This is a genomic window from Caulobacter sp. DWR3-1-2 (assembly GCF_049896225.1).
In the GTDB taxonomy this organism is placed as follows: Bacteria; Pseudomonadota; Alphaproteobacteria; order Caulobacterales; family Caulobacteraceae; genus Caulobacter.
Genome location: NZ_JAFCTW010000011.1, coordinates 96,301 through 114,793 on the forward strand (window position 1 = coordinate 96,301; position 18,493 = coordinate 114,793).

Consider the following 18,493-nt stretch of genomic DNA (forward strand, 5'->3'; position numbering starts at 1 on the left):
TGCCCCATGACCGACCCCGTCGCGCCGCAAGCCAGCAACCGCGCCCTCGCCGCGCGGATCTGGCGCGAGTATCTCAAGCCCCGCCGCAATCGGCTGACGGTGGCTCTGGTCAGCGCCGCGATCATCGCCGGCCTGAGCGCCGCCCTGGTCGAGGTGCTCAAGCCCGCCGTCGATCAGCTGATCACCCACCCACAGCCCGGCGCCCTGGTGCGCATTCCGCTGCTGATCGCCGCGATCGCCATCGCCCGCGGCCTGTTCCAGGTGCTGCAGACCACCTCGATCAACCGTATCGGCAACGGCGTGGTCGGCGATATGCAGGTGCGATTGTTCGGTAGGCTGGTCCGCTCGGACCTGGCCCGGCTGCGCGGCGCCCATTCGGGCTCCTATGTCTCGTCGATGCTGTATGACGCCACCCTGATCCGCGAGGCGGCGACCAGCGGCGTGGTCAATTACACCCGCGAATTCCTGACCGTGATCGGCACCCTGGTGGTGATGTTCCGGCTGGACTGGATGTTGGCGGCCGGCGTGCTGATCATCGCCCCCGTCGCCAGCCTGTTCATCCGGCGGTTCTCCAGAAAGACCACCAAGGCCGCCAAGGGCGCCATGGGCGAGACCTCCAACCTGTCGACGGCGATCATGGAAAGCCTGGACGGCGTCAAGATCGTCAAGATGGAGAACCGCGAGGCCTATGAGGAAGGCCGCGTGGCGGCCGTGGTCGAGCGCCGCCAGCGTCATCTGATCAAGGGCTCCAACGCCAAGGCCATGGCGGCCCCGGCCACCGAAACGTTCGGCGCCCTGATCACTGCGGCGGTGTTCGCCTATGCCGGTTGGCGAGCGGCCACGGGCGGCATGACCGCCGGGGTGTTCACCGCCTTCATCGCGGCCCTGGCCATGGCCCTGCAGTCGCTGCGCCAGGTCGCCAACCTGCAGACGGTGTTCAGCGAGGGTCTCACCGCCGCCCGCCGGCTTTTCGAGTCGCTGGACGTCGAGCCCGCCATCATTGATCCGTCCGACGCCAAGGCCCTGCCGGCCGGCGACGCGACCATCGTCTTCGACCAGGTCAGCTTCGCCTATGGCGCCAACGCCCCGGCCCTGCACGACGTGTCGATCAGCGCCAAGCGCGGAGAAACCGTCGCCCTGGTCGGCCCGTCGGGCGGCGGCAAGAGCTCGCTGCTCAACCTGATCCCGCGGTTCTACGACGTCACCGCCGGGACGGTGACCATCGACGGTCATGACGTGCGCGACGTGACCTTGGAGTCCCTGCGCGACCGCATCGCCCTGGTCACCCAGGAGCCGTTCCTGTTCGACGACACCATCCGCGCCAATATCGCCTATGCCCGGCCCAGCGCCGCCGAGGACGAGATCGAGGCCGCAGCCCGCCAGGCGGCGGCGCACGACTTCATCCTGGAACTGCCGCTGGGCTACGACACGATCGTCGGCGAGGCCGGGGCGCGGTTGTCGGGCGGCCAGCGCCAGCGCATCGCCATCGCCCGCGCCTTCCTGAAAGACGCCCCGATCCTGCTGCTGGACGAGGCGACCAGCGCGCTCGACACCGAGAGCGAGGCCCAAGTCCAGGCGGCGCTGGAGCGGCTGATGGCTGGCCGCACCACCATGCTGATCGCCCACCGCCTGTCGACCGTGAAGGGCGCCGACCGCATCTATGTCATCGACCGGGGCCGGGTGGTCGAGACCGGCGCCCACGCAGAGCTGGTGCGCCACAAGGGCCTCTATGCGCGCCTGGCCAAGGCCCAGGACCTGGACCATCTGCCGCCCGGCCCGGCAGAGGAAGCCTCCGCTTGAGGCCGCTGCGCTCACGCTGGGTCATGACGGCCATGACCAATCTGATGGTCGGCTATCTGCGGCTGACCTACGCCACCCTGCGTTGGACCCATGAGAACCGGCCGCTGGCCGAAAAGGTCTGGGCCGACAGCCTGGCCTCGAACACCGGCGCGATCCTGGCCCTGTGGCACTCGCGGGTGCCAGTGGGGCCGACCGCCTGGCCGCAGGGACCCGACAAGCCAGAAATCCGGGTGCTGGTCTCGCAGTCGCGCGACGGCGAGTTCATCGCCCGGGTGATCGCCAAGCTGGGCTTGCCCGCGATTCGCGGCTCATCGCTGAAGAAGACCGACACCGCCAAGAACAAGGGCGGCGAGCAAGCTTTCCGCGACATGGTAAAGTGGGTGCGCGACGGCGGGGCCATGGCCATCACCCCCGACGGCCCGCGCGGTCCGGTCGAGGACCTGCAGAAGGGCGCCGTCGCCCTGGCCCGGGTGACCGGCGCGCCGGTGCTGTTCGTCGGCATCGCCATGAAGCCCTGCATCCGGCTCAACACCTGGGACCGCACCATCATCCCCCTGCCGTTCGCCAAGGCCGCCATGGTCTGGGACGGCCCCGCAACGGCCGGCCGAGACGACGATCCCGACGCCCAGGCCGCGGCATGGGGCGCGCGGCTGTCGGCGGTGTCGCGCCGGGCGGAGGTGTTGGTGGGCGAGACCCGGGCGGTCTAGGCGCCGCACGCCCAGCGACCGGTGAAGACGCGGCTGGCGCCGTCGGCCCGCTGGAAAGTCAAGGTTGCCGGGCGGGGCGGAGATTCGCCGCCGCCGGTGGGCGGTCCGGTCAGCGCGATCCGGATCGTCTTGCCAGCGCCGTTGAACACCGCGCCCTTCAGCATTCCGTCGAAGCCGCCGGGGGCGGCGATTCGCTCGACCGAGTCGCCAACCTTGACCAGACCCAGGGCGGCGTCCTTCGAGGCGACATTGCCCTTGGCCACCACCAGGGGCGAGCCCGTCTCCGTGTAAAAGCCGCAGGCCAGTTCGCCGTCCAGAGGCTCGGCCTCCAGGTCGGCGTCCGACAGGGCCGACAGCTGGATCGCCGATCCGTCGCCGCCGACCGTGGCGCTCTCCGGCGCGGCGGCGGGCGTGACGGGCGTCGGGGCCGCTGGGGTCTCGACGGCGCTGGGCGCCCCCTTAGGCGCGGGGGTCGCGCTGTCCGCCGGCCCCGGATCAGAGCAAGCGCTCAGCGCGCAGGCCGAAAGGATGGCCGCCCAAAGCGGGGGCCGTACGCGAAGTCCTGCCATGGTCGAAGTCTCCGATAGACATCACTACGTGCCGCGCCCGCCGCGGTTCCGTGTCGACGGCAGGACGGGCAAAGCGCCGAACTGCAAGGCTGGCCGTTGATCCGCCCCGCCCTTGGTGGGAGAAGACCCCATGCCGAACCCTCACGATCACGATCACACTCACGATCATCACGACCATGATCACCACGATCATGACCAGGCTCATTCGAATGACTCACACCACGGCCACAGCCATGGCCCTGGCCCTGGCGGGCACAGCCATGCGCCCAAGGACTTTGGCATGGCCTTCGCGGTCGGCGCGACCCTGAACATCGGCTTCGTGATCGCCGAGACCGTCGCCGGCCTGATGACCCATTCCCTGGCCCTGCTGGCCGACGCCGGCCACAATCTGTCGGACGTGCTGGGCCTGTTCATGGCCTGGGGCGCGGTGATCCTGGCCAAGCGCGCTCCGTCGGGGCGCCGCACCTATGGCCTGCGCAAGGGCACGATCCTGGCGTCTCTGACCAACGCCGTCTTCCTGCTGGTGGCGGTGGGGGCCATTGCCTGGGAGGCCGCCCGCCGCTTCGCCGATCCGCAGCCGATCCAGGCTGGCCCGGTGATGATCGTCGCCGCCATCGGCATCGTCATCAACACCGCCACGGCCCTGATGTTCATGCGCGGCTCCAAGGACGACCTCAACATCCGCGGGGCCTTCCTGCACATGGCCGCCGACGCCGGGGTCTCGGCCGGAGTGGTTGTCGCCGCCCTGGTCATGTGGAAGACCGGCTGGCTGTGGTTGGACCCGGTGGTCAGCCTGGGCATCGTGGTGGTGATCGTGCTGGGCACCTGGAGCCTGCTGCGCGACAGCCTGGACCTGGCCCTGGACGCCGCCCCGCGCGGGATTGACGTGAGGGCGGTCAAGACCTGGCTGGCCGGCCGGCCCGGCGTCAGCGAGGTGCACGACCTGCACATCTGGGCGATGAGCACCACCGAGACCGCCATGACCGCCCATCTGGTCCGGCCGGAAAACCCCGACAACGACCAGTTCCTGCACGATGTCTGCGGCGAGATGGCGAGCCGCTTCAAGATCGGCCATGTCACGATCCAGGTGGAACAGGGCGGTGTCGCCACCTGCCATCTGGCCAGCGCAGACGCGGTGTGAGCCTTCCCCTCTCCCTGACCCTCTACCGCGCGGCCACCACCGCGCTGGAACCGCTCGCGCCTCTGCTGCTGGAGCGCCGCGCCAAGGCCGGCAAGGAAGACCGCGCCCGGCTGAACGAGCGCCTGGGACGGCCGACCAAGCCGCGCCCGGCTGGTCCGCTGGTCTGGCTGCACGGCGCCAGCGTCGGCGAGAGCCTGTCGATCCTGCCGCTGGTCGAGCGTCTCCGCGCCGAGCGGCCGGACGTCGCGGTGCTGGTGACCTCGGGCACCGTGACCTCGGCCGAACTCCTGGCCCGCCGCCTGCCGGCCGGCGCGGTCCACCAATATCTGCCGGTCGACACCCCTGGCGGCGCGCGGCGCTTCCTCGACCATTGGCGGCCCGACCTGGCGGTGTTCGTCGAGAGCGAGCTGTGGCCCAACCTGCTGCTTGCCGCCAAGGCGCGCGGCGTGACGCTGGCCCTGGTCTCGGCCAAGCTTTCGGACAAGAGTTACAAGCGCTGGCAGGCGCGGCCGTTCGCGGCCGGGCGGCTGCTGGGCGGCTTTGACTTGATCCTCGCCCAAGACGGCCGGGCCGCCGAGCGCCTGACCAGCCTGGGTGGCATGGTCGGCGGCGAGGCCGATCTGAAATTTGGCGCCGCGCCGCTACCGGCGGACAAGACCGTGCTGGCCGACCTGCGCGCCCGGCTGGGCGACCGGCCCCTGCTGCTGGCCGCCAGCACCCATCCGGGCGAGGACGAGATCGTGCTGGCGGCCTGGCGCGCCCTGTCGCCCCGTCCCCGGCTGGTGATCGCCCCGCGCCATGTCGAGCGGGGGCCGGCCATCCTCGAGATCGCCCGCCCCACCGGGGCCTCGGCCGCCCTGCTCAGCGCCGAGCCCGAGGCGACCGCCGACATCATCGTCGCCGACACCTTGGGCGAGTTGGGCCTGTGGTACCGCCTGGCCGACCTGGCCTTGGTGGCCGGCAGCCTGGTCCCCGGGATCGGCGGCCACAACCCGCTGGAGCCGGCGCGGCTGGACTGCCCGATCGTCTCCGGCCCCCATGTCGAGAACTGGCTGACCGCCTATGCCGACCTGCGGGCGGTGGACGGCGCGGCCTTCGCCGACGCCCCGGTGCTGGGCGAACGCCTGGGTCGGATGCTGGCCGAACCCGAGATCGTCAAGCTGCGGGCGACCCGCGCCCAGGCCTTCGTGAATGGCCGCGACGCCGAGGCCCGCGCTGGCCTCGACCGTATCCTGGCGCTGCTGCCCACGCGGGCCTCGGCATGAAGCTCTCCACCCCCCGCTGGTGGTACCTCCGCGAGGGCGCGCCCAGTCCGGTCACTCGTCTGCTGCTGACGCCGCTGTCATGGATCTGGGCCGCCCAGACCGCCAAGCGGATCGCCCGCGCCACGCCGCGCAGCGCCGACTGCGCGGTGATCTGCGTCGGCAATTTCACGGTCGGCGGGGTAGGCAAGACGCCCGTGGTTCGCGAGCTGCTGCTGACCCTGACGAAGCGCGGCCGCCGCGCCCACGGGCTGTCGCGCGGCTATGGCGGCAAGCTGAAGGGACCGGTCCAGGTCGATCGCGCCCGCCACACCGCCGTCGAGGTCGGGGACGAGCCGCTGATGCTGGCCCAGGACTTTCCCATCTGGGTGTCGCGCGACCGGGTGGCTGGAGCGCGCAAGGCCGCGGCCTCGGGGGCCGAGGTGGTGGTGATGGACGACGGCCACCAGAACCCCGATCTGCGCAAGACCCTGTCGCTGGTGGTGGTCGACGGCGAGACCCGCGAGGACGAATGGCCGTTCGGCGACGGCAAGGTGTTTCCCGCCGGGCCGATGCGCGAGCCGCTGAAGGTCAGTTTGGCGCGCACCGACGCGGTGATCGTGCTGCTGCCCGACGACCTGCCGGCCGCTGATCCGGACCTGCTGGCGCTGTTTGGCGACACTCCGGTGCTGATCGCCCGGCTCGAGCCGGCCGCCCCGCCGCCCACGGGCCGGCAGGTCGGTTTCGCGGGGATCGGCAAGCCGTGGAAGGTCGAGCGAGCGCTGAAGGCCGCCGGCTGCCACCTGGTGGATTTCGCGCCCTATCCCGATCACGGCAACTACGACGAGGCGACGCTGCAGTTCCTGGCCGAACGCGCGGCGACCTACAGCGCCGGGCTGGTGACGACCGAGAAGGACTGGGTGCGGTTGCCTCAGGCCTGGCGGGACCGGGTGACGCCCTGGCCGGTGCGGGCGCGGTTCGAGGATGAGGCGGCGTTGGGGCGGTTGCTGGAGAAGGCGGGGCTCTAGGTCCTCCCCCTGTGGGGGAGGTGTCGGCGAAGCCGACGGCGGGGGGAGTGATCGGATGATGGCCACAACCCGGATCGAAGACCCTAAAAATCCCCCCACCGATCCTGTTTTTAGGCCCCCGCCTTCTGCGCGAACGCCCACGCGCCGCGCGCCAGCACCGGCACCCGGGCCTCCATCAGTTCCGCATGGGCGCTGGCCGCCGTGCCGTCGCGCACCCGCCCGACGATGCCCTGGCAGATCCCCGCCAGCCGGAACAGATTGTAGCTGAAATACCAATCGAGGTTCGGCAGGCCGTCGCGGCCCGTGGCCTTGCAGTATTGGGCGACGGCCTCGTCGATGGTCGGCACGCCATAGGCGGTCAGGTCCTGGATCTCGGCCAGGCCGCCCCGCTGGTCGGACGGCATCACCCAGTTCATCAGGAAATAGCTGAAATCGGCCAGCGGGTTGCCCAGGGTCGACAGCTCCCAGTCCAACACCGCGATCACTCGGGGCTGCGTGGGGTGCAGGATCATGTTGTCGAGGCGATAATCGCCATGGACGATCGAGGTCATGTCGTCGGCCGGGGCGCTGGTCGGCAGGAAGGCGATCAGCCGGTCCATGTCCTCGATCGAACGGGTTTCGCTGGCCTTGTACTGCTTGGTCCAGCGGTCGATCTGGCGGGTGAAGTAGTTTCCCGGCTTGCCGTAGTCGGCCAGGCCGACGGCTGCGTAGTCGATAGTGTGCAAGGCGGCCAGGGTCTCGATCTGCGCCTCATAGATCGCCCGGCGCTCGGCGGGCTGGTAGTCGGGCAGCGTGCCGTCCCACAGGATCCGGCCTTCCACATTGTCCATCACGTAGAAGATCGTGCCGATCACCGCCTCGTCCATGCAGAGGGCGTAGGCCTTGGCGACCGGGAACTTGGCCTTGCCCAGGCCCGAGATCACCTTGAACTCGCGGTCGACGGCGTGGGCGCTGGGCAAGAGCTTGCCGGGCGGCTTGCGGCGCAGGACGTACTTCTTCGCAGGCGTGATCAACTGATAGGTCGGGTTGGATTGGCCGCCCTTGAACTGGCGGACCTCCAGCGGACCCTGATAGCCCGCGACATTGGCCTCCAGCCAGGTCGCCAGCCGGACCTCGTCGATGGCGTGGCGCGGATCGACGGGCTTGGTCCCCGAGTTCAGGTCCTGGGCGGTCTGTTCGGCCACGGCCATGCGCTAACTCCCCAACGCTTGTTTGAACCGGAGTTTAGAGGGTGGCGCCGTGGGTGCAAGCTTGGATAAGCGGCGTCTAGAGCATTTTTCGAGCGAAGTGGTTCCGGTTCGCGTGAAGAAAAATGCGTCAAAACAAAAGATTAGAGCTCACGGCATGACGCAGTCAGGTCGGGAAATGCTCTAGAGACGGGGACAGGCGCATGCGCCTGTCCCCGTCTGCAGGCTCGGCGGTCAGGAATGCTGGCTCAGCGCCCGCCAGCCGATGTCGGTGCGATAGAAACCGCCCTCCAGCGACACCGTGCCCAGCGCTGCATAGGCCACATCCCGCGCCTCATGCAGCGTCGCGCCCAAGGCGCAGACATTCAGCACCCGGCCGCCGGACGCCACCAGCCGGCCGTCCGCGTCGCGCGTCGTGCCGGCGTGGAAGATCACGGCCTCGCCGCCAAATTCGCTGTCGGCGCCCTGGATCAGACCGCCGGACACTGGCGCTTCGGGATAGCCCTCGGCGGCCAGCACTACGCAGATTGCCGCCTCCTCGCGCCAGACCGGCGGGGCGGCGCCCGCCAGCTCGCCCTTAGCGGCGGCCAGCAACAGCGGCACGAGGTCGCTTTCCAGCCGCAGCATCAGGGTCTGGCATTCGGGATCGCCGAAACGGGCGTTGTATTCGACCAGCTTGGGGCCCGTCTCGGTGAGCATCAGCCCGGCATAGAGCACGCCGACATAGGGATAGCCCTCCGCGGCCATGCCCTCGACGGTCGGGACGACCAACTCACGCCAGGCTTGCTCGACCAGGGCGTCGGTCAGCACGGGCGGTGGGGAATAGGTCCCCATGCCGCCGGTATTGGGGCCCGTATCGCCGTCATAGGCCCGCTTATGGTCCTGGGCCGCGCCGAACAACAGGGCGGTCCTGCCGTCGCAGATGGCGAACAGCGAGGCCTCCTCGCCGTGCATGAATTCCTCGATCACCACCCGCGTCCCGGCCGAGCCGAAGCGGCCGCCCAGCATGTCGAGCACGGCGGCGCCGGCCTCGGTACGATCGGCGGCGATCACCACGCCCTTGCCGGCCGCCAGGCCGTCGGCCTTGATGACGAACGGCGGGGCCAGGGTGTCGAGAAACGTCCCGGCCGAGACCGCGTCGGTGAACACCCCATAGGCCGCCGTGGGCAAGCCGTGGCGGGCGCAGAAATCCTTGGTGAAGGCCTTGGACGTCTCCAACCGCGCCGCCCGGGCGCTACCGCCGAAACAGGGGACGCCAATCTCGGCCAGCCGGTCGGCCAAACCGACCTCCAGCGCCGATTCCGGGCCCACGACCACCAGGTCGGCGGCGATCTCCTGGGCCAGGGCGACCAGGCCCTCGACATCGGTGACCTTGAGGTTTCGCAGCTCGGCGACGGCCTCGATCCCCGGATTGCCCGGCGCGGCCACCAGCCGTCCGCACAGCGGCGACTGAGCGATCTTCCAGGCCAGGGCGTGCTCGCGCCCGCCCGACCCGACGAGCAGAATGGTCAGCTTTTCCATGAGGCCGGGGTGTGGAACCAGAGGGCCACGAGGTCAAGGCCGCGCTGACTGCAGAGCCTGGAGGCGCGCCCCCCCCGGGGTCTGGCGGCTGGTGATGGAGAGCGGCGGCGAGGTGGTGACCAGCCGAACCTATCGGGACGACCTGTTGCGGCGGTTGCGGCGTAAGGGCGTATTGAGAATTTGGCGCTTCATCGCAGCAGAATGGCTATGGCGACGGAAATCCACAACCGCGGCGCCTGGCTGCCACGCCCAGCCGCCGCGCCGTCTCCCTAGGCGAACACCACCGTCTTCACCCCGGCGATCAGCACCCGGTGCTCGACGTGCCAGGTCACGGCGCGGGCCAGGACGGCGCACTCTACGTCACGGCCCAGCGTGACCAGGTCGTCGGGCGCGTGGCTGTGGTCCACACGATGGACGCCCTGTTCGATGATCGGGCCCTCGTCCAGGTCGGTGGTCACATAGTGGGCCGTGGCCCCGATGATCTTCACGCCGCGCTCGAAGGCTTGGTGGTAGGGTTTGGCGCCCTTGAAGCTGGGGAGGAACGAGTGGTGAATGTTGATGCACCGCCCCGACAGCCTCGCACAAAGGGCGGGCGACAGGATCTGCATGTAGCGGGCCAGCACCACCAGATCGACGGCCAGGTCGTCGACGAGCTTGAGCAAGGCGTCTTCCTGTTCGGCCTTGTTGGTCTTGGTGGTCGGGAGGTGGAAATAGGGCAGTCCGCTCCACTCGGTGAACGAGCGCATGTCCTCGTGGTTGGAGACCACGCCGACGATCTCGACCGGCAGCAGGCCCGCTCGCCAGCGGTGCAGCAGGTCGAACAGGCAGTGGCCAAACTTGGAGACCGCGATCAGCACCTTGGGCTTGGCGCCCGTGTCGTGCAGGGCCCAGATCATGCCGAAGCGTTTGGCGATCAGCTCGAAGCCCTGGCGCAGCGCGCCGATCCCCGGCATGTCGCCGTCGGGACGGAACACCGTGCGCATGTAGAACTGGTCGGCCAAGCTGTCGTTGAAGTGGCTGCTCTCGACGATAGAGGCGTCGTTATCGGCCAAGAAGCCGGACACGGCCGCCACGACGCCCTTACGATCAGGGCATTGCAGGATCAGTATATAGCGGTCGGCGGCGGTCTGGTCGTTCATGACACGGTCCTAGAGCATCGCGCGGAAAAGTGGCCACCGGTTTTCCGCAAAAGCGATGCGAAAACAAAAGTCTAGAGCAAACCGTGCGATTCCTATATCGCGCGGCTTGCTCTAGTCGACCTGGGTCGCGCGCGGCAACAACCATTGTCCTCATGGATCATACACCAGGAAAACGCGTCGCGATCGCCGACAATGGCCAGGCGGCGCTCGAGGCCATTGGCCAGGAGCCCTTCGACCTGGTGCCTGGCGGTCGAGTTTAACGCGGCGTCTCGGTCGAGGTGTGGATCGAGAACAGCGGGCCGGTCGAGGTGCTGCCGCCCGCCGTCGCGGCCGAATATCTGGGCTTCGCCGAGGCGGTCGCGCTGACGGCCGACCCCGATACGCCGCCGGACGCCCACCAGCCGCAGATCAAGACACTGGAACACGCGTGACGTGGAGGGGCGGCTGTAGCGGCCGCCCTTTTCGCGGCTTCGACAAGTTGGTCATGGGATCGTCACAGGCTGTCGCGTAGTCTTCACCGGATCGCGACGCCGCCGACCTCGGGAAATCCATGAAGCCCCCCATTAAACGCCTGGCCGACCTCAAGCCCGCCTCCGCCCCGGCCAAGGCCTATGCCCGGCCCACGCCGAAGGTGGCGCGGCGCAAGAGCGCTAAGGTGATGACCGAGGCCGAGCGGGCGGCCTTCCTGGCCTCGCGGCAGGATCTGGTTTCGAAATAGCGACACGATCGGGGGGCCGAGACTTGAACCGCCCAGCCCCTTCCCGAACCGCCCGCGTCGGCGAGGCCGCGCCTTAAAACCTTGATGGCGAGCTTGCTCTGGCGTCTGGCCGTGTCAAGGACCGGCCTCCGGCCGGCCGCGCCGCGGCGGCCCCAGCGGGGCGTCCTTGACACGGCCAGACGCCAGAGCTCCGATCCACCAAGGCTTTAAGGCGCGGCCCCATCCGGGGCGGATGGTTTAGCGCCAGCTAGCGTTTCAGATGTGAGATGGGAGGGCTTTTCCTTAAGTGGGAGCGCCGACAAACGCGGCGACCCTTCCAGGATGGTTGAAGATTGTAACTCATTGGCGAACTGGTCCAGAGTCGCTGACGCAACACGAACTTACCGCTCAAGGCTTCCTCTGCGATGCGGCCAAGCGGCGAGAGCCAACAGATAGGATGCTGAGATGAACCTCACAAAGGCAGCGGATGAAATGCGCGCCGAGCGTCGAAATGTTGGCTTTGATAGCTACGACATTACGGTAAAGCAGCTGATCGATATGGTTGGCGAGAAACAACTAAACATCGCCCCTGACTACCAGCGCCGCTTTGTTTGGGACGATGTTCGGCAATCACACCTAGTAGAATCAATTTTCCTCGGAATACCGATTCCCAGCCTATTCATGGCAACCAATGAGGACTCGACTTGGGAGGTAATAGACGGTCTTCAAAGGCTAACGACCCTCATTAATTTTGCCTCTAATAGCAATGCAGCGGCGGAAGAGCAAACCGGCATATTGAAACTAAAAGGTTTGGCAAAAATCCCTTCACTGAACGGTGCCTCGTTTTCGGACCTTCCGGGTAATTTGAAGCTCAGTTTCATGACACGGCCGGTAAGAGTCACCGTCCTTAACGATCGAAGCGATCATCAGGTACGGTTTGATCTTTTCGAGCGCCTGAACACAGGCGGGATTATTCTTCACGAGCAAGAAATAAGAAATTGTGTTTTCCAAGGCCCATTCAACGATTTTGTCAAGCAAAGTGCGAGTGACAAAAGATTAGATGCGGTAATTAGGCGAAGCGACAAGACCGGAAGAGGAAACTTAGAGGAACTAACTCTTAAGTTCTTTGCATATTTCGAATATAGACAAAAGTTTAGTCACTCCGTTAAGGAATTTCTTAACGAATATATGGAACTAAAAACTCGATCATTTCACAATAAAGCTGAATTATCTTCTCTTTTTGATCGCACGATGGTTATTCTTACAGAATACCTACCGAATGGTATTGTTCGCGCAAACAGACCAAATTCGACTCCATTGGTATTGTTTGAAGCCGTTGCCGTGGGGGTTGCGGATTTAATCAACGATGGAAAGGCGATAGACCGAGGAAGGCTTCTGGATATCTTGGATGATGACGGACTTAAAGCGCTAACAACAGGAGCAACGAACAGTCAACCCAAGCTTGTTGGTCGAATTAACTACGTCGCTGAGCACGTTGTGGGATGACTTTTGCAAGCGCTGAAGAGGAGGCAAGAGAGCGCCTAACAGAGTCCGCCACGCTCCTCGCCCATCTTCGCGCCATCGCACCGATGGGCAGGACGCCGCTCGACGATCTTCAGAAGGCACAACGCGGACTATGGCTGGTGTCTTTATATGCCGCCTTCGAACGAGGCGTGAACGCAGTGGTTGAAGCTGCATTGCAAGAAATATCCAGTCACGGACCCAAAAGTATAGAATCGGCGCCGTCGCTTCACGCTGTATTCCATTTTTCTAAAGTACAATCTGTCAAAGACTGTTCGTATTCGTCAGTATTTGAGTCTTCCATAGCAATGTTTCAAGCATCATTGAGCGATGCGCCACTTGTTATGGGAGATAACCATCTCGCAAAATATCTTCAGAATGTTGACGGTGGAACATTAGAGTGGGTATGCACCTTATTCGGAGCCACTCCTTACGCCGTCGTTGGTGCTAATCGGGGACGGTTAGCGACTTTGAGAGAGCGTCGAAATGCGGTCGCGCATGGCCGGGAAGCCGCCAGCCAAGTTGGCGAGCGCTACGACCTTACCGAAATGCAAAGGGTCTACGACGCGGCGGACGCTGAACTTCTGCGCTTCAAATTGCACATGGAGGACTACTGCACAGGCCGACGGTATGTCCGGGCTGCATGATGCCCACATAGTTGCGCAGCGACGCCTGGCCTGATCCTGATCCGCCGCCCTTACGCCGCGTCCAGATCCAACGAATAACCCGCCGAACGCACGGTGCGGATCGGATCCCCGTCCACGTCCCCGTTCAGCGCCTTGCGCAGGCGGCCGATGTGGACGTCCACGGTGCGGGCCTCGACATAGACGTCCGAGCCCCAGACGGCGTCCAGCAGCTGTTCGCGGCTGAAAACCCGGCCGGGGTGCTGCATCAGGTAGTCGAGCAGGCGGAATTCGGTGGGGCCCAGGTGGACTTCCTTGCCCTGGCGTTTCACGCGGTGGGCGACGCGGTCGATGATGATGTCGCCGACCGTGATGCGGTCGTCGGCCAGGCCGGGGCGGATACGGCGCAGCACGGCGCGCACGCGGGCGGTCAGCTCGATCATCGAGAACGGCTTGACCACATAGTCGTCGGCCCCGGTGTCGAGGCCGCGAATGCGGTCGCTCTCCTCGCCGCGCGCCGTCAGCATGATGATCGGCACGTTGCGGGTTTCGCTGCGGCCGCGAAGGCGGCGGCAGACCTCGATGCCCGAGACCTTGGGCAGCATCCAGTCGAGGATCACCAGGTCGGGGGCGCGCTCGGAGGCCATGGTCAGGGCCTCCTCGCCGTCGCAGGCCACGCCGACGAGATAGCCTTCCTTGTCGAGATTGTAGTGCAGCAGGGTGGCCAGGGCGTCTTCGTCTTCGACCACCAGAACGTACGGAGTCACTTTGCGCCTACCCTATGATTACTTCGACAGCTCGAGCTTGGGGCGCTGGGAGATGATCTCCTCGCCGGTCAGCTCGAAATGGATGATCTCGGCGATGTTGGTGGCGTGGTCGCCGATGCGCTCGAGGTTCTTGGCGACGAACAGCAGGTGGGCGCACGGATTGATCGTCCGCGGATCGCCCATCATGTAGGTCAGCAGTTCGCGGAAGATGGCGTTGTAGTGCTCGTCGACCTCTTCGTCGCGGCCCCAGACGCCGATGGCGCGCGGCAGGTCCGACGAGGTGTAGGCGTCCAGCACGTCCTTCAGCCGGCCCTGGACCAGGTGGCCCATGCGCTCGATCGAGCGGGTCAGGGCGGTCATCGGGTCGGCTTCGGTGAGGATCAGGGCGCGCTTGCCGATGTTCTTGGCCATGTCGCCGCAGCGTTCCAGGCTCATCGAGATCTTCAGGGCGGCGACGGCGTGGCGCAGATCGACCGCCATCGGCTGGCGCAGGGCGATCAGCTTGAAGGCCTTGCGCTCGATCTCGGCCTGCAGGATGTCGAGCCGCTCGTCGCGGGCCACCACCTGCTGGGCCAGGGGGCCGTCGCGGCGGGCGATGCAGTCGATGGCGTCGGCCACCTGGGCCTCGGCCAAGCCCCCCATGCGGGTGACCTCGGCCGTGAGGTGGTTCAGCTCTTCGCCGTAGGACTTGACGGTATGTTCGGTCATGGGATGCGTCCTCCGGTCAGCCGAAGCGGCCGGTGATGTAATCTTGCGTGCGGGTGTCACGAGGATTGGTGAACATCTCCTCGGTCGGACCGCTCTCGACCAGCTTGCCCAGGTGGAAGAAGGCCGTCTTCTGCGACACGCGAGCGGCCTGGGCCATCGAGTGGGTGACGATGACGATGCAGAACTGGTTGCGCAGGTCGTCGATCAGTTCCTCGATGCGGGCGGTGGCGATCGGGTCCAGGGCCGAGCAGGGCTCGTCCATCAAGATCACTTCCGGCGACACGGCGATGGCCCGGGCGATGACCAGGCGCTGCTGCTGACCGCCCGACAGGCCGGTGCCGGCCTGGTGGAGGCGGTCGGAGACCTCGGCCCACAGACCCGCCTTTTTCAGGCTGGCCTCGACGATGGCTTCCAGCTCGGCCTTGCTCGTGGCCAGGCCATGAATCCTGGGACCGTAGGCGACGTTCTCGAAGATCGTCTTGGGGAAGGGGTTGGGCTTCTGGAAGACCATGCCGACCCGCGAGCGCAGCACCACCGGATCGACGCTCTTGGCGTTGACGTCATTGCCGTCGATCTCGATCGAGCCGGTGACCCTGGCCGACGGGATGGTGTCGTTCATCCGGTTGATGCAGCGCAGGAAGGTCGACTTACCGCAGCCCGACGGGCCGATGAAGGCGGTGACCGACTTGGCCGGCACGTCGAGGCTGACGTCGAACAGCGCCTGCTTGTCGCCGTAGAAGACATTGACGTCGCGGGCCCGGATCTTGAAGTCGCTGCTCATCGCATTGCCGGGGCCGGTGGGGATCACCGAGGCCAAGCTCGACGCCCCGCCTTGAGCCTGGGAAGCGGCAAGGGTGTCGTCGCGGTTTTCGGTCGGCATGGCGTGGCCCTTGGAAAGGGGAAAGGCGAGAGGGTTCAAGGTCATGGAAGCTACCACCGGCGTTCGAAGCGGCGACGCAGGATCACGGCGGCGGCGTTCATGACGATCATGAACACCAGCAGCACGATGATCGCCGCAGCGGTGCGTTCGTGGAAGGCGCGCTCCGAAGCGTTCTCCCAGATATAGACCTGCACTGGCAGGACTGTGGCCGAGCTGGTGAAGTTCTCCGGCGCGCCGGGCACGAAGGCGACCATGCCGATCATCAGCAGCGGCGCGGTCTCGCCCAGGGCATGGGCTAGCGACAGAATGGCGCCGGTCATCACGCCGGGCATGGCCAGCGGCAGCACATGGTGGAAGACGGTCTGGGCCTTGGAGGCGCCGACGCCAAGGGCGGCTTCGCGGATCGAGGGCGGCACAGCCTTCAGCGAGGAGCGGGTGGCGATGATCACGGTCGGCAGGGCCATCAGGGCCATCACCAGGCCGCCGACCAGCGGCGAACCCCGCGGCACGTGCAGCCAGTTGATGAACAGGGCCAGGCCCAGCAGGCCGTAGACGATGGACGGCACGGCGGCCAGATTGTTGATGTTGACCTCGATGACGTCGGTCCAACGGTTTTTGGGCGCGAATTCCTCGAGATAGACCGCCGCCATCACGCCCACCGGGATGGCGATCATCGCGGTGATCACCAGCATCATGGCCGAGCCAATCACCGCCCCCCAGACCCCGGCCTGTTCAGGCTCGGTGGAGTCGGAATTGGTGAAGAACTTGGTGTTGAAGCCGGTCTTGACCGTGCCGTCGTTCTTCAGGCGGTCCAGCCAGTCCAGCTGTTGGTTGTCGAGCTTGCGGTCGCCTTCGGCGGTCGAACGCTTGATCTCGCCCTTGTAGTAGAGGTCGGCGTCGGCCTTGACCGAGCCGGTCACATTGACCGTCTTGCCGATCAGCGAATGATCCTTCCTGACCATCTGCAGCAGCTGGTTGCCGAAGTCGCGCGAGGTCAGGGCCATGATCTTGCCCGACGTCATGCCCAGGTCGTCGTCCTGCACGCCCAGCTTCTTCATCATCGCCTCGGCGACGATGTAGTCGTAGTTGACGCCTTCCAGCGCGTTCACGTCGATGCGCTCGGCGTTCAGATAGATCGGCACCGTCAGGGTGTGGGTCTCGAAGGTAGAATAGCCCTGGGCCACGATCCGGCCGACCAGCACCACCAGGAAGATCATGGCGATGACGATCGCCGCGATGCCCTGGACGCGGAAGATGGTTTCCGAGCGGTGGCGTTTCTTCAGCAGCGCGTCGCGCGCCGAGAGTGAGACCGCCCGGGGGGCTGGCGCGCCGGGGGAGATAACTGCGTCAGTCATATTGTTCCCGGTACTTCTGGACGATGCGCAGGGCGATGATGTTCAGGCACAGGGTGACCACGAACAGGGTCAGACCCAGACCGAAGGCCGACAGGGTTTTCGGACTGTCGAACTCCTGGTCGCCGGTCAGCAAGGTGACGATCTGAACGGTCACGGTGGTGACGGTGTCCAGCGGATTGGCGGTCAGCTTGGCCTGCAGGCCGGCGGCCATGGTGACGATCATGGTCTCGCCGACAGCGCGCGACACGGCCAGCAGCATGGCGGCCATGATCCCCGGCAGGGCGGCGGGCAGGACCACCCGCTTGACGGTCTCGGACTTGGTCGCGCCCATGGCGTAGCTGCCGTCGCGAAGCGACTGGGGCACCGAATTGATGATGTCGTCCGAGAGGGAGGAGACAAAGGGGATCAGCATGATGCCCATCACCACCCCGGCCACCAGGGCCATCTGGTTCTGAACCTGCATCAGGTACTGCGCCAGGCCATCCATCGGACCGCCGGCGATGCTGGCGCCGATGCCGTTGAAGAAGGCGCGGAACAACGGACCCACGGTGAGGGCGGCGAAGAAGCCGTAGACCACGGTCGGCACGCCGGCCAGGATCTCCAGCAGCGGCTTGATCGTCGAGCGCAGGCCGCGATTGGCGTATTCCGACAGGTAGATCGCCGAGTAGAGGCCGATCGGCGCGGCCACCAGCATGGCGATCATCATCACGAGGAAGGTGCCGGCGAACAGCGGGACGGCTCCGAAGGCGCCGGACGAGGCCACCTGGTCGGCGCGCATGGCGATCTGCGGGGCCCATTCGGTGCCGAACAGGAAGCTTAGCGGCGACACGCTCTCGAAGAACCGCCAGCTTTCGTAGATCAGCGACATGACGATGCCGAGCGTGGTCAGCACGGCGGCGACCGAGCAGGCGATCAGCACGCCGGAGATCCAGCCCTCGACCCGGTTTCGGGCGCGGAATTCGCTGTTGATCCGGGGGTGGGCCAGCAGGAAGCCGGCCAGGGCCAGCAGGCCGGCCAAGCCCAGGACCGAGTAGCTGACGATGCCGGTGATCCGCTTGGCCTCGACGATCTTGGCGTCCAGCGCAACCTTCAGCGGACCCTCATAGGTCACTTCACTGGGCGTTATGCCGGCGGCGATGGCCGTGACATCGCTGAAGAACACGTCTTGACGATCGGGTGTCAGGGTTTGGACGACTGCGGGCCGCTGGGCCTGCAGCATGCTGTCCTCGACCCGGCCTCCGAAGGCGGCGCCCAGCAGCAGCAGCAGGGCGGCCGGCGCGCCGGCCCAGAGGGCGGCGTACATTCCGTAATAGTTGGGCAGCGAATGGAGACGGGCGGGCGAGCCGCCGGCGGACTTCAGCGCCCGGCTGCGGCCGGCCATGAAGGCCGCGCTGGAGAACAGGGCGAGGAAAAAGAGCGAGAGCCAGGTCAGCATGCGTGAAGAGGTCTTGCGCGAGGGTTGCGGTGCGGCGCCCAACGCGCCGTACCGCCCGGGGCGATCTATGCCGCGCGGGCACTGACCTTATGCGACGGTTGCGTGACGGTTTTGCGACAGCGCGGGGCCTTCAGGTTCAGTCCCCGAATCAAGACTTAGCCAGGCAGTCTTCGC

General features: G+C 66.3%; 18 protein-coding genes. 9 read left to right on the forward strand and 9 right to left on the reverse strand.

From position 1 onward, the window contains the following. Positions 1-6 precede the first annotated feature (6 nt). Together ACP696_RS15525 and ACP696_RS15530 are read left to right on the forward strand one after the other, a co-directional pair. Positions 7-1,800, forward strand: coding sequence for an ABC transporter ATP-binding protein (locus tag ACP696_RS15525; protein WP_426011152.1), 1,794 nt, complete (start codon positions 7-9; stop codon positions 1,798-1,800). Next, positions 1,797-2,507 (forward strand): lysophospholipid acyltransferase family protein, encoded by a 711-nt coding sequence (locus ACP696_RS15530; protein ID WP_426044006.1) that lies wholly within the window; start codon positions 1,797-1,799, stop codon positions 2,505-2,507. Before ACP696_RS15525 ends, ACP696_RS15530 begins: the two co-directional genes overlap by 4 nt. Here the strand turns inward: ACP696_RS15530 and ACP696_RS15535 are convergent. Further along, on the reverse strand, positions 2,504-3,076 hold the full coding sequence (locus ACP696_RS15535) for a hypothetical protein (RefSeq protein WP_426011149.1): 573 nt from the start codon (positions 3,074-3,076) through the stop codon (positions 2,504-2,506). The genes ACP696_RS15530 and ACP696_RS15535 overlap by 4 nt on opposite strands. A 130-nt stretch (positions 3,077-3,206) precedes the next feature. Here ACP696_RS15535 and ACP696_RS15540 point away from each other — a divergent pair, with 130 nt between their 5' ends. Genes ACP696_RS15540 through lpxK form a run of 3 tightly spaced genes read left to right on the forward strand, consistent with a single transcriptional unit; the run spans position 3,207 to position 6,486 of the window. After that, positions 3,207-4,217 carry a cation diffusion facilitator family transporter gene (locus ACP696_RS15540; RefSeq protein WP_426011147.1) on the forward strand — a complete coding sequence of 337 codons (1,011 nt, stop codon included), beginning with the start codon at positions 3,207-3,209 and terminating at the stop codon, positions 4,215-4,217. Next, the gene (locus ACP696_RS15545; protein ID WP_426011145.1) at positions 4,214-5,482 is read left to right on the forward strand and encodes a 3-deoxy-D-manno-octulosonic acid transferase; all 1,269 of its coding nucleotides are present in this window, start codon (positions 4,214-4,216) and stop codon (positions 5,480-5,482) included. Before ACP696_RS15540 ends, ACP696_RS15545 begins: the two co-directional genes overlap by 4 nt. Further along, positions 5,479-6,486 carry a tetraacyldisaccharide 4'-kinase gene (gene lpxK / locus ACP696_RS15550; RefSeq protein WP_426011143.1) on the forward strand — a complete coding sequence of 336 codons (1,008 nt, stop codon included), beginning with the start codon at positions 5,479-5,481 and terminating at the stop codon, positions 6,484-6,486. The genes ACP696_RS15545 and lpxK overlap by 4 nt, the downstream gene beginning before the upstream one ends. Positions 6,487-6,596: 110 nt before the next feature. Here lpxK and ACP696_RS15555 read toward each other — a convergent pair whose 3' ends face one another. From ACP696_RS15555 to purU, 3 genes are all read right to left on the reverse strand, one after another. Then, positions 6,597-7,676, reverse strand: coding sequence for a phosphotransferase (locus ACP696_RS15555; protein WP_426011141.1), 1,080 nt, complete (start codon positions 7,674-7,676; stop codon positions 6,597-6,599). A gap of 231 nt (positions 7,677-7,907) precedes the next feature. Continuing rightward, entirely contained in the window at positions 7,908-9,194 is a 1,287-nt protein-coding gene (gene purD / locus ACP696_RS15560; RefSeq protein ID WP_426044007.1) for a phosphoribosylamine--glycine ligase, read from the reverse strand. 269 nt (positions 9,195-9,463) lie between these two features. Next, positions 9,464-10,333 (reverse strand): formyltetrahydrofolate deformylase, encoded by an 870-nt coding sequence (purU, locus tag ACP696_RS15565; RefSeq protein WP_426044008.1) that lies wholly within the window; start codon positions 10,331-10,333, stop codon positions 9,464-9,466. Positions 10,334-10,611: 278 nt separating this feature from the next. Here purU and ACP696_RS15570 point away from each other — a divergent pair, with 278 nt between their 5' ends. From ACP696_RS15570 to ACP696_RS15585, 4 genes are all read left to right on the forward strand, one after another. After that, positions 10,612-10,764, forward strand: coding sequence for a hypothetical protein (locus ACP696_RS15570; protein ID WP_426044009.1), 153 nt, complete (start codon positions 10,612-10,614; stop codon positions 10,762-10,764). Positions 10,765-10,883: 119 nt separating this feature from the next. After that, entirely contained in the window at positions 10,884-11,051 is a 168-nt protein-coding gene (locus ACP696_RS15575) for a hypothetical protein (RefSeq protein ID WP_426044010.1), read from the forward strand. A gap of 444 nt (positions 11,052-11,495) precedes the next feature. Next, positions 11,496-12,536 (forward strand): DUF262 domain-containing protein, encoded by a 1,041-nt coding sequence (locus ACP696_RS15580; RefSeq protein WP_426044011.1) that lies wholly within the window; start codon positions 11,496-11,498, stop codon positions 12,534-12,536. Then, positions 12,533-13,198 (forward strand): hypothetical protein, encoded by a 666-nt coding sequence (locus tag ACP696_RS15585; protein WP_426044012.1) that lies wholly within the window; start codon positions 12,533-12,535, stop codon positions 13,196-13,198. The genes ACP696_RS15580 and ACP696_RS15585 overlap by 4 nt, the downstream gene beginning before the upstream one ends. 50 nt (positions 13,199-13,248) lie before the next feature. Here ACP696_RS15585 and phoB read toward each other — a convergent pair whose 3' ends face one another. From phoB to pstC, 5 genes are all read right to left on the reverse strand, one after another. Then, complete coding sequence (phoB, locus tag ACP696_RS15590; RefSeq protein WP_426011131.1) at positions 13,249-13,941, reverse strand: phosphate regulon transcriptional regulator PhoB; 693 nt, start codon at positions 13,939-13,941, stop codon at positions 13,249-13,251. 18 nt (positions 13,942-13,959) lie between these two features. Then, positions 13,960-14,649 carry a phosphate signaling complex protein PhoU gene (gene phoU, locus ACP696_RS15595; RefSeq protein WP_426011129.1) on the reverse strand — a complete coding sequence of 230 codons (690 nt, stop codon included), beginning with the start codon at positions 14,647-14,649 and terminating at the stop codon, positions 13,960-13,962. A 16-nt stretch (positions 14,650-14,665) separates the two neighbouring features. Continuing rightward, on the reverse strand, positions 14,666-15,430 hold the full coding sequence (gene pstB / locus ACP696_RS15600) for a phosphate ABC transporter ATP-binding protein PstB (protein ID WP_426011304.1): 765 nt from the start codon (positions 15,428-15,430) through the stop codon (positions 14,666-14,668). A 149-nt stretch (positions 15,431-15,579) separates the two neighbouring features. After that, positions 15,580-16,884: a phosphate ABC transporter permease PstA gene (gene pstA / locus ACP696_RS15605; RefSeq protein ID WP_426011127.1), complete on the reverse strand. Its 1,305-nt coding sequence runs from the start codon at positions 16,882-16,884 to the stop codon at positions 15,580-15,582. Further along, positions 16,877-18,319: a phosphate ABC transporter permease subunit PstC gene (gene pstC, locus ACP696_RS15610; protein ID WP_426044013.1), complete on the reverse strand. Its 1,443-nt coding sequence runs from the start codon at positions 18,317-18,319 to the stop codon at positions 16,877-16,879. Before pstC ends, pstA begins: the two co-directional genes overlap by 8 nt. Positions 18,320-18,493: the final 174 nt, after the last annotated feature.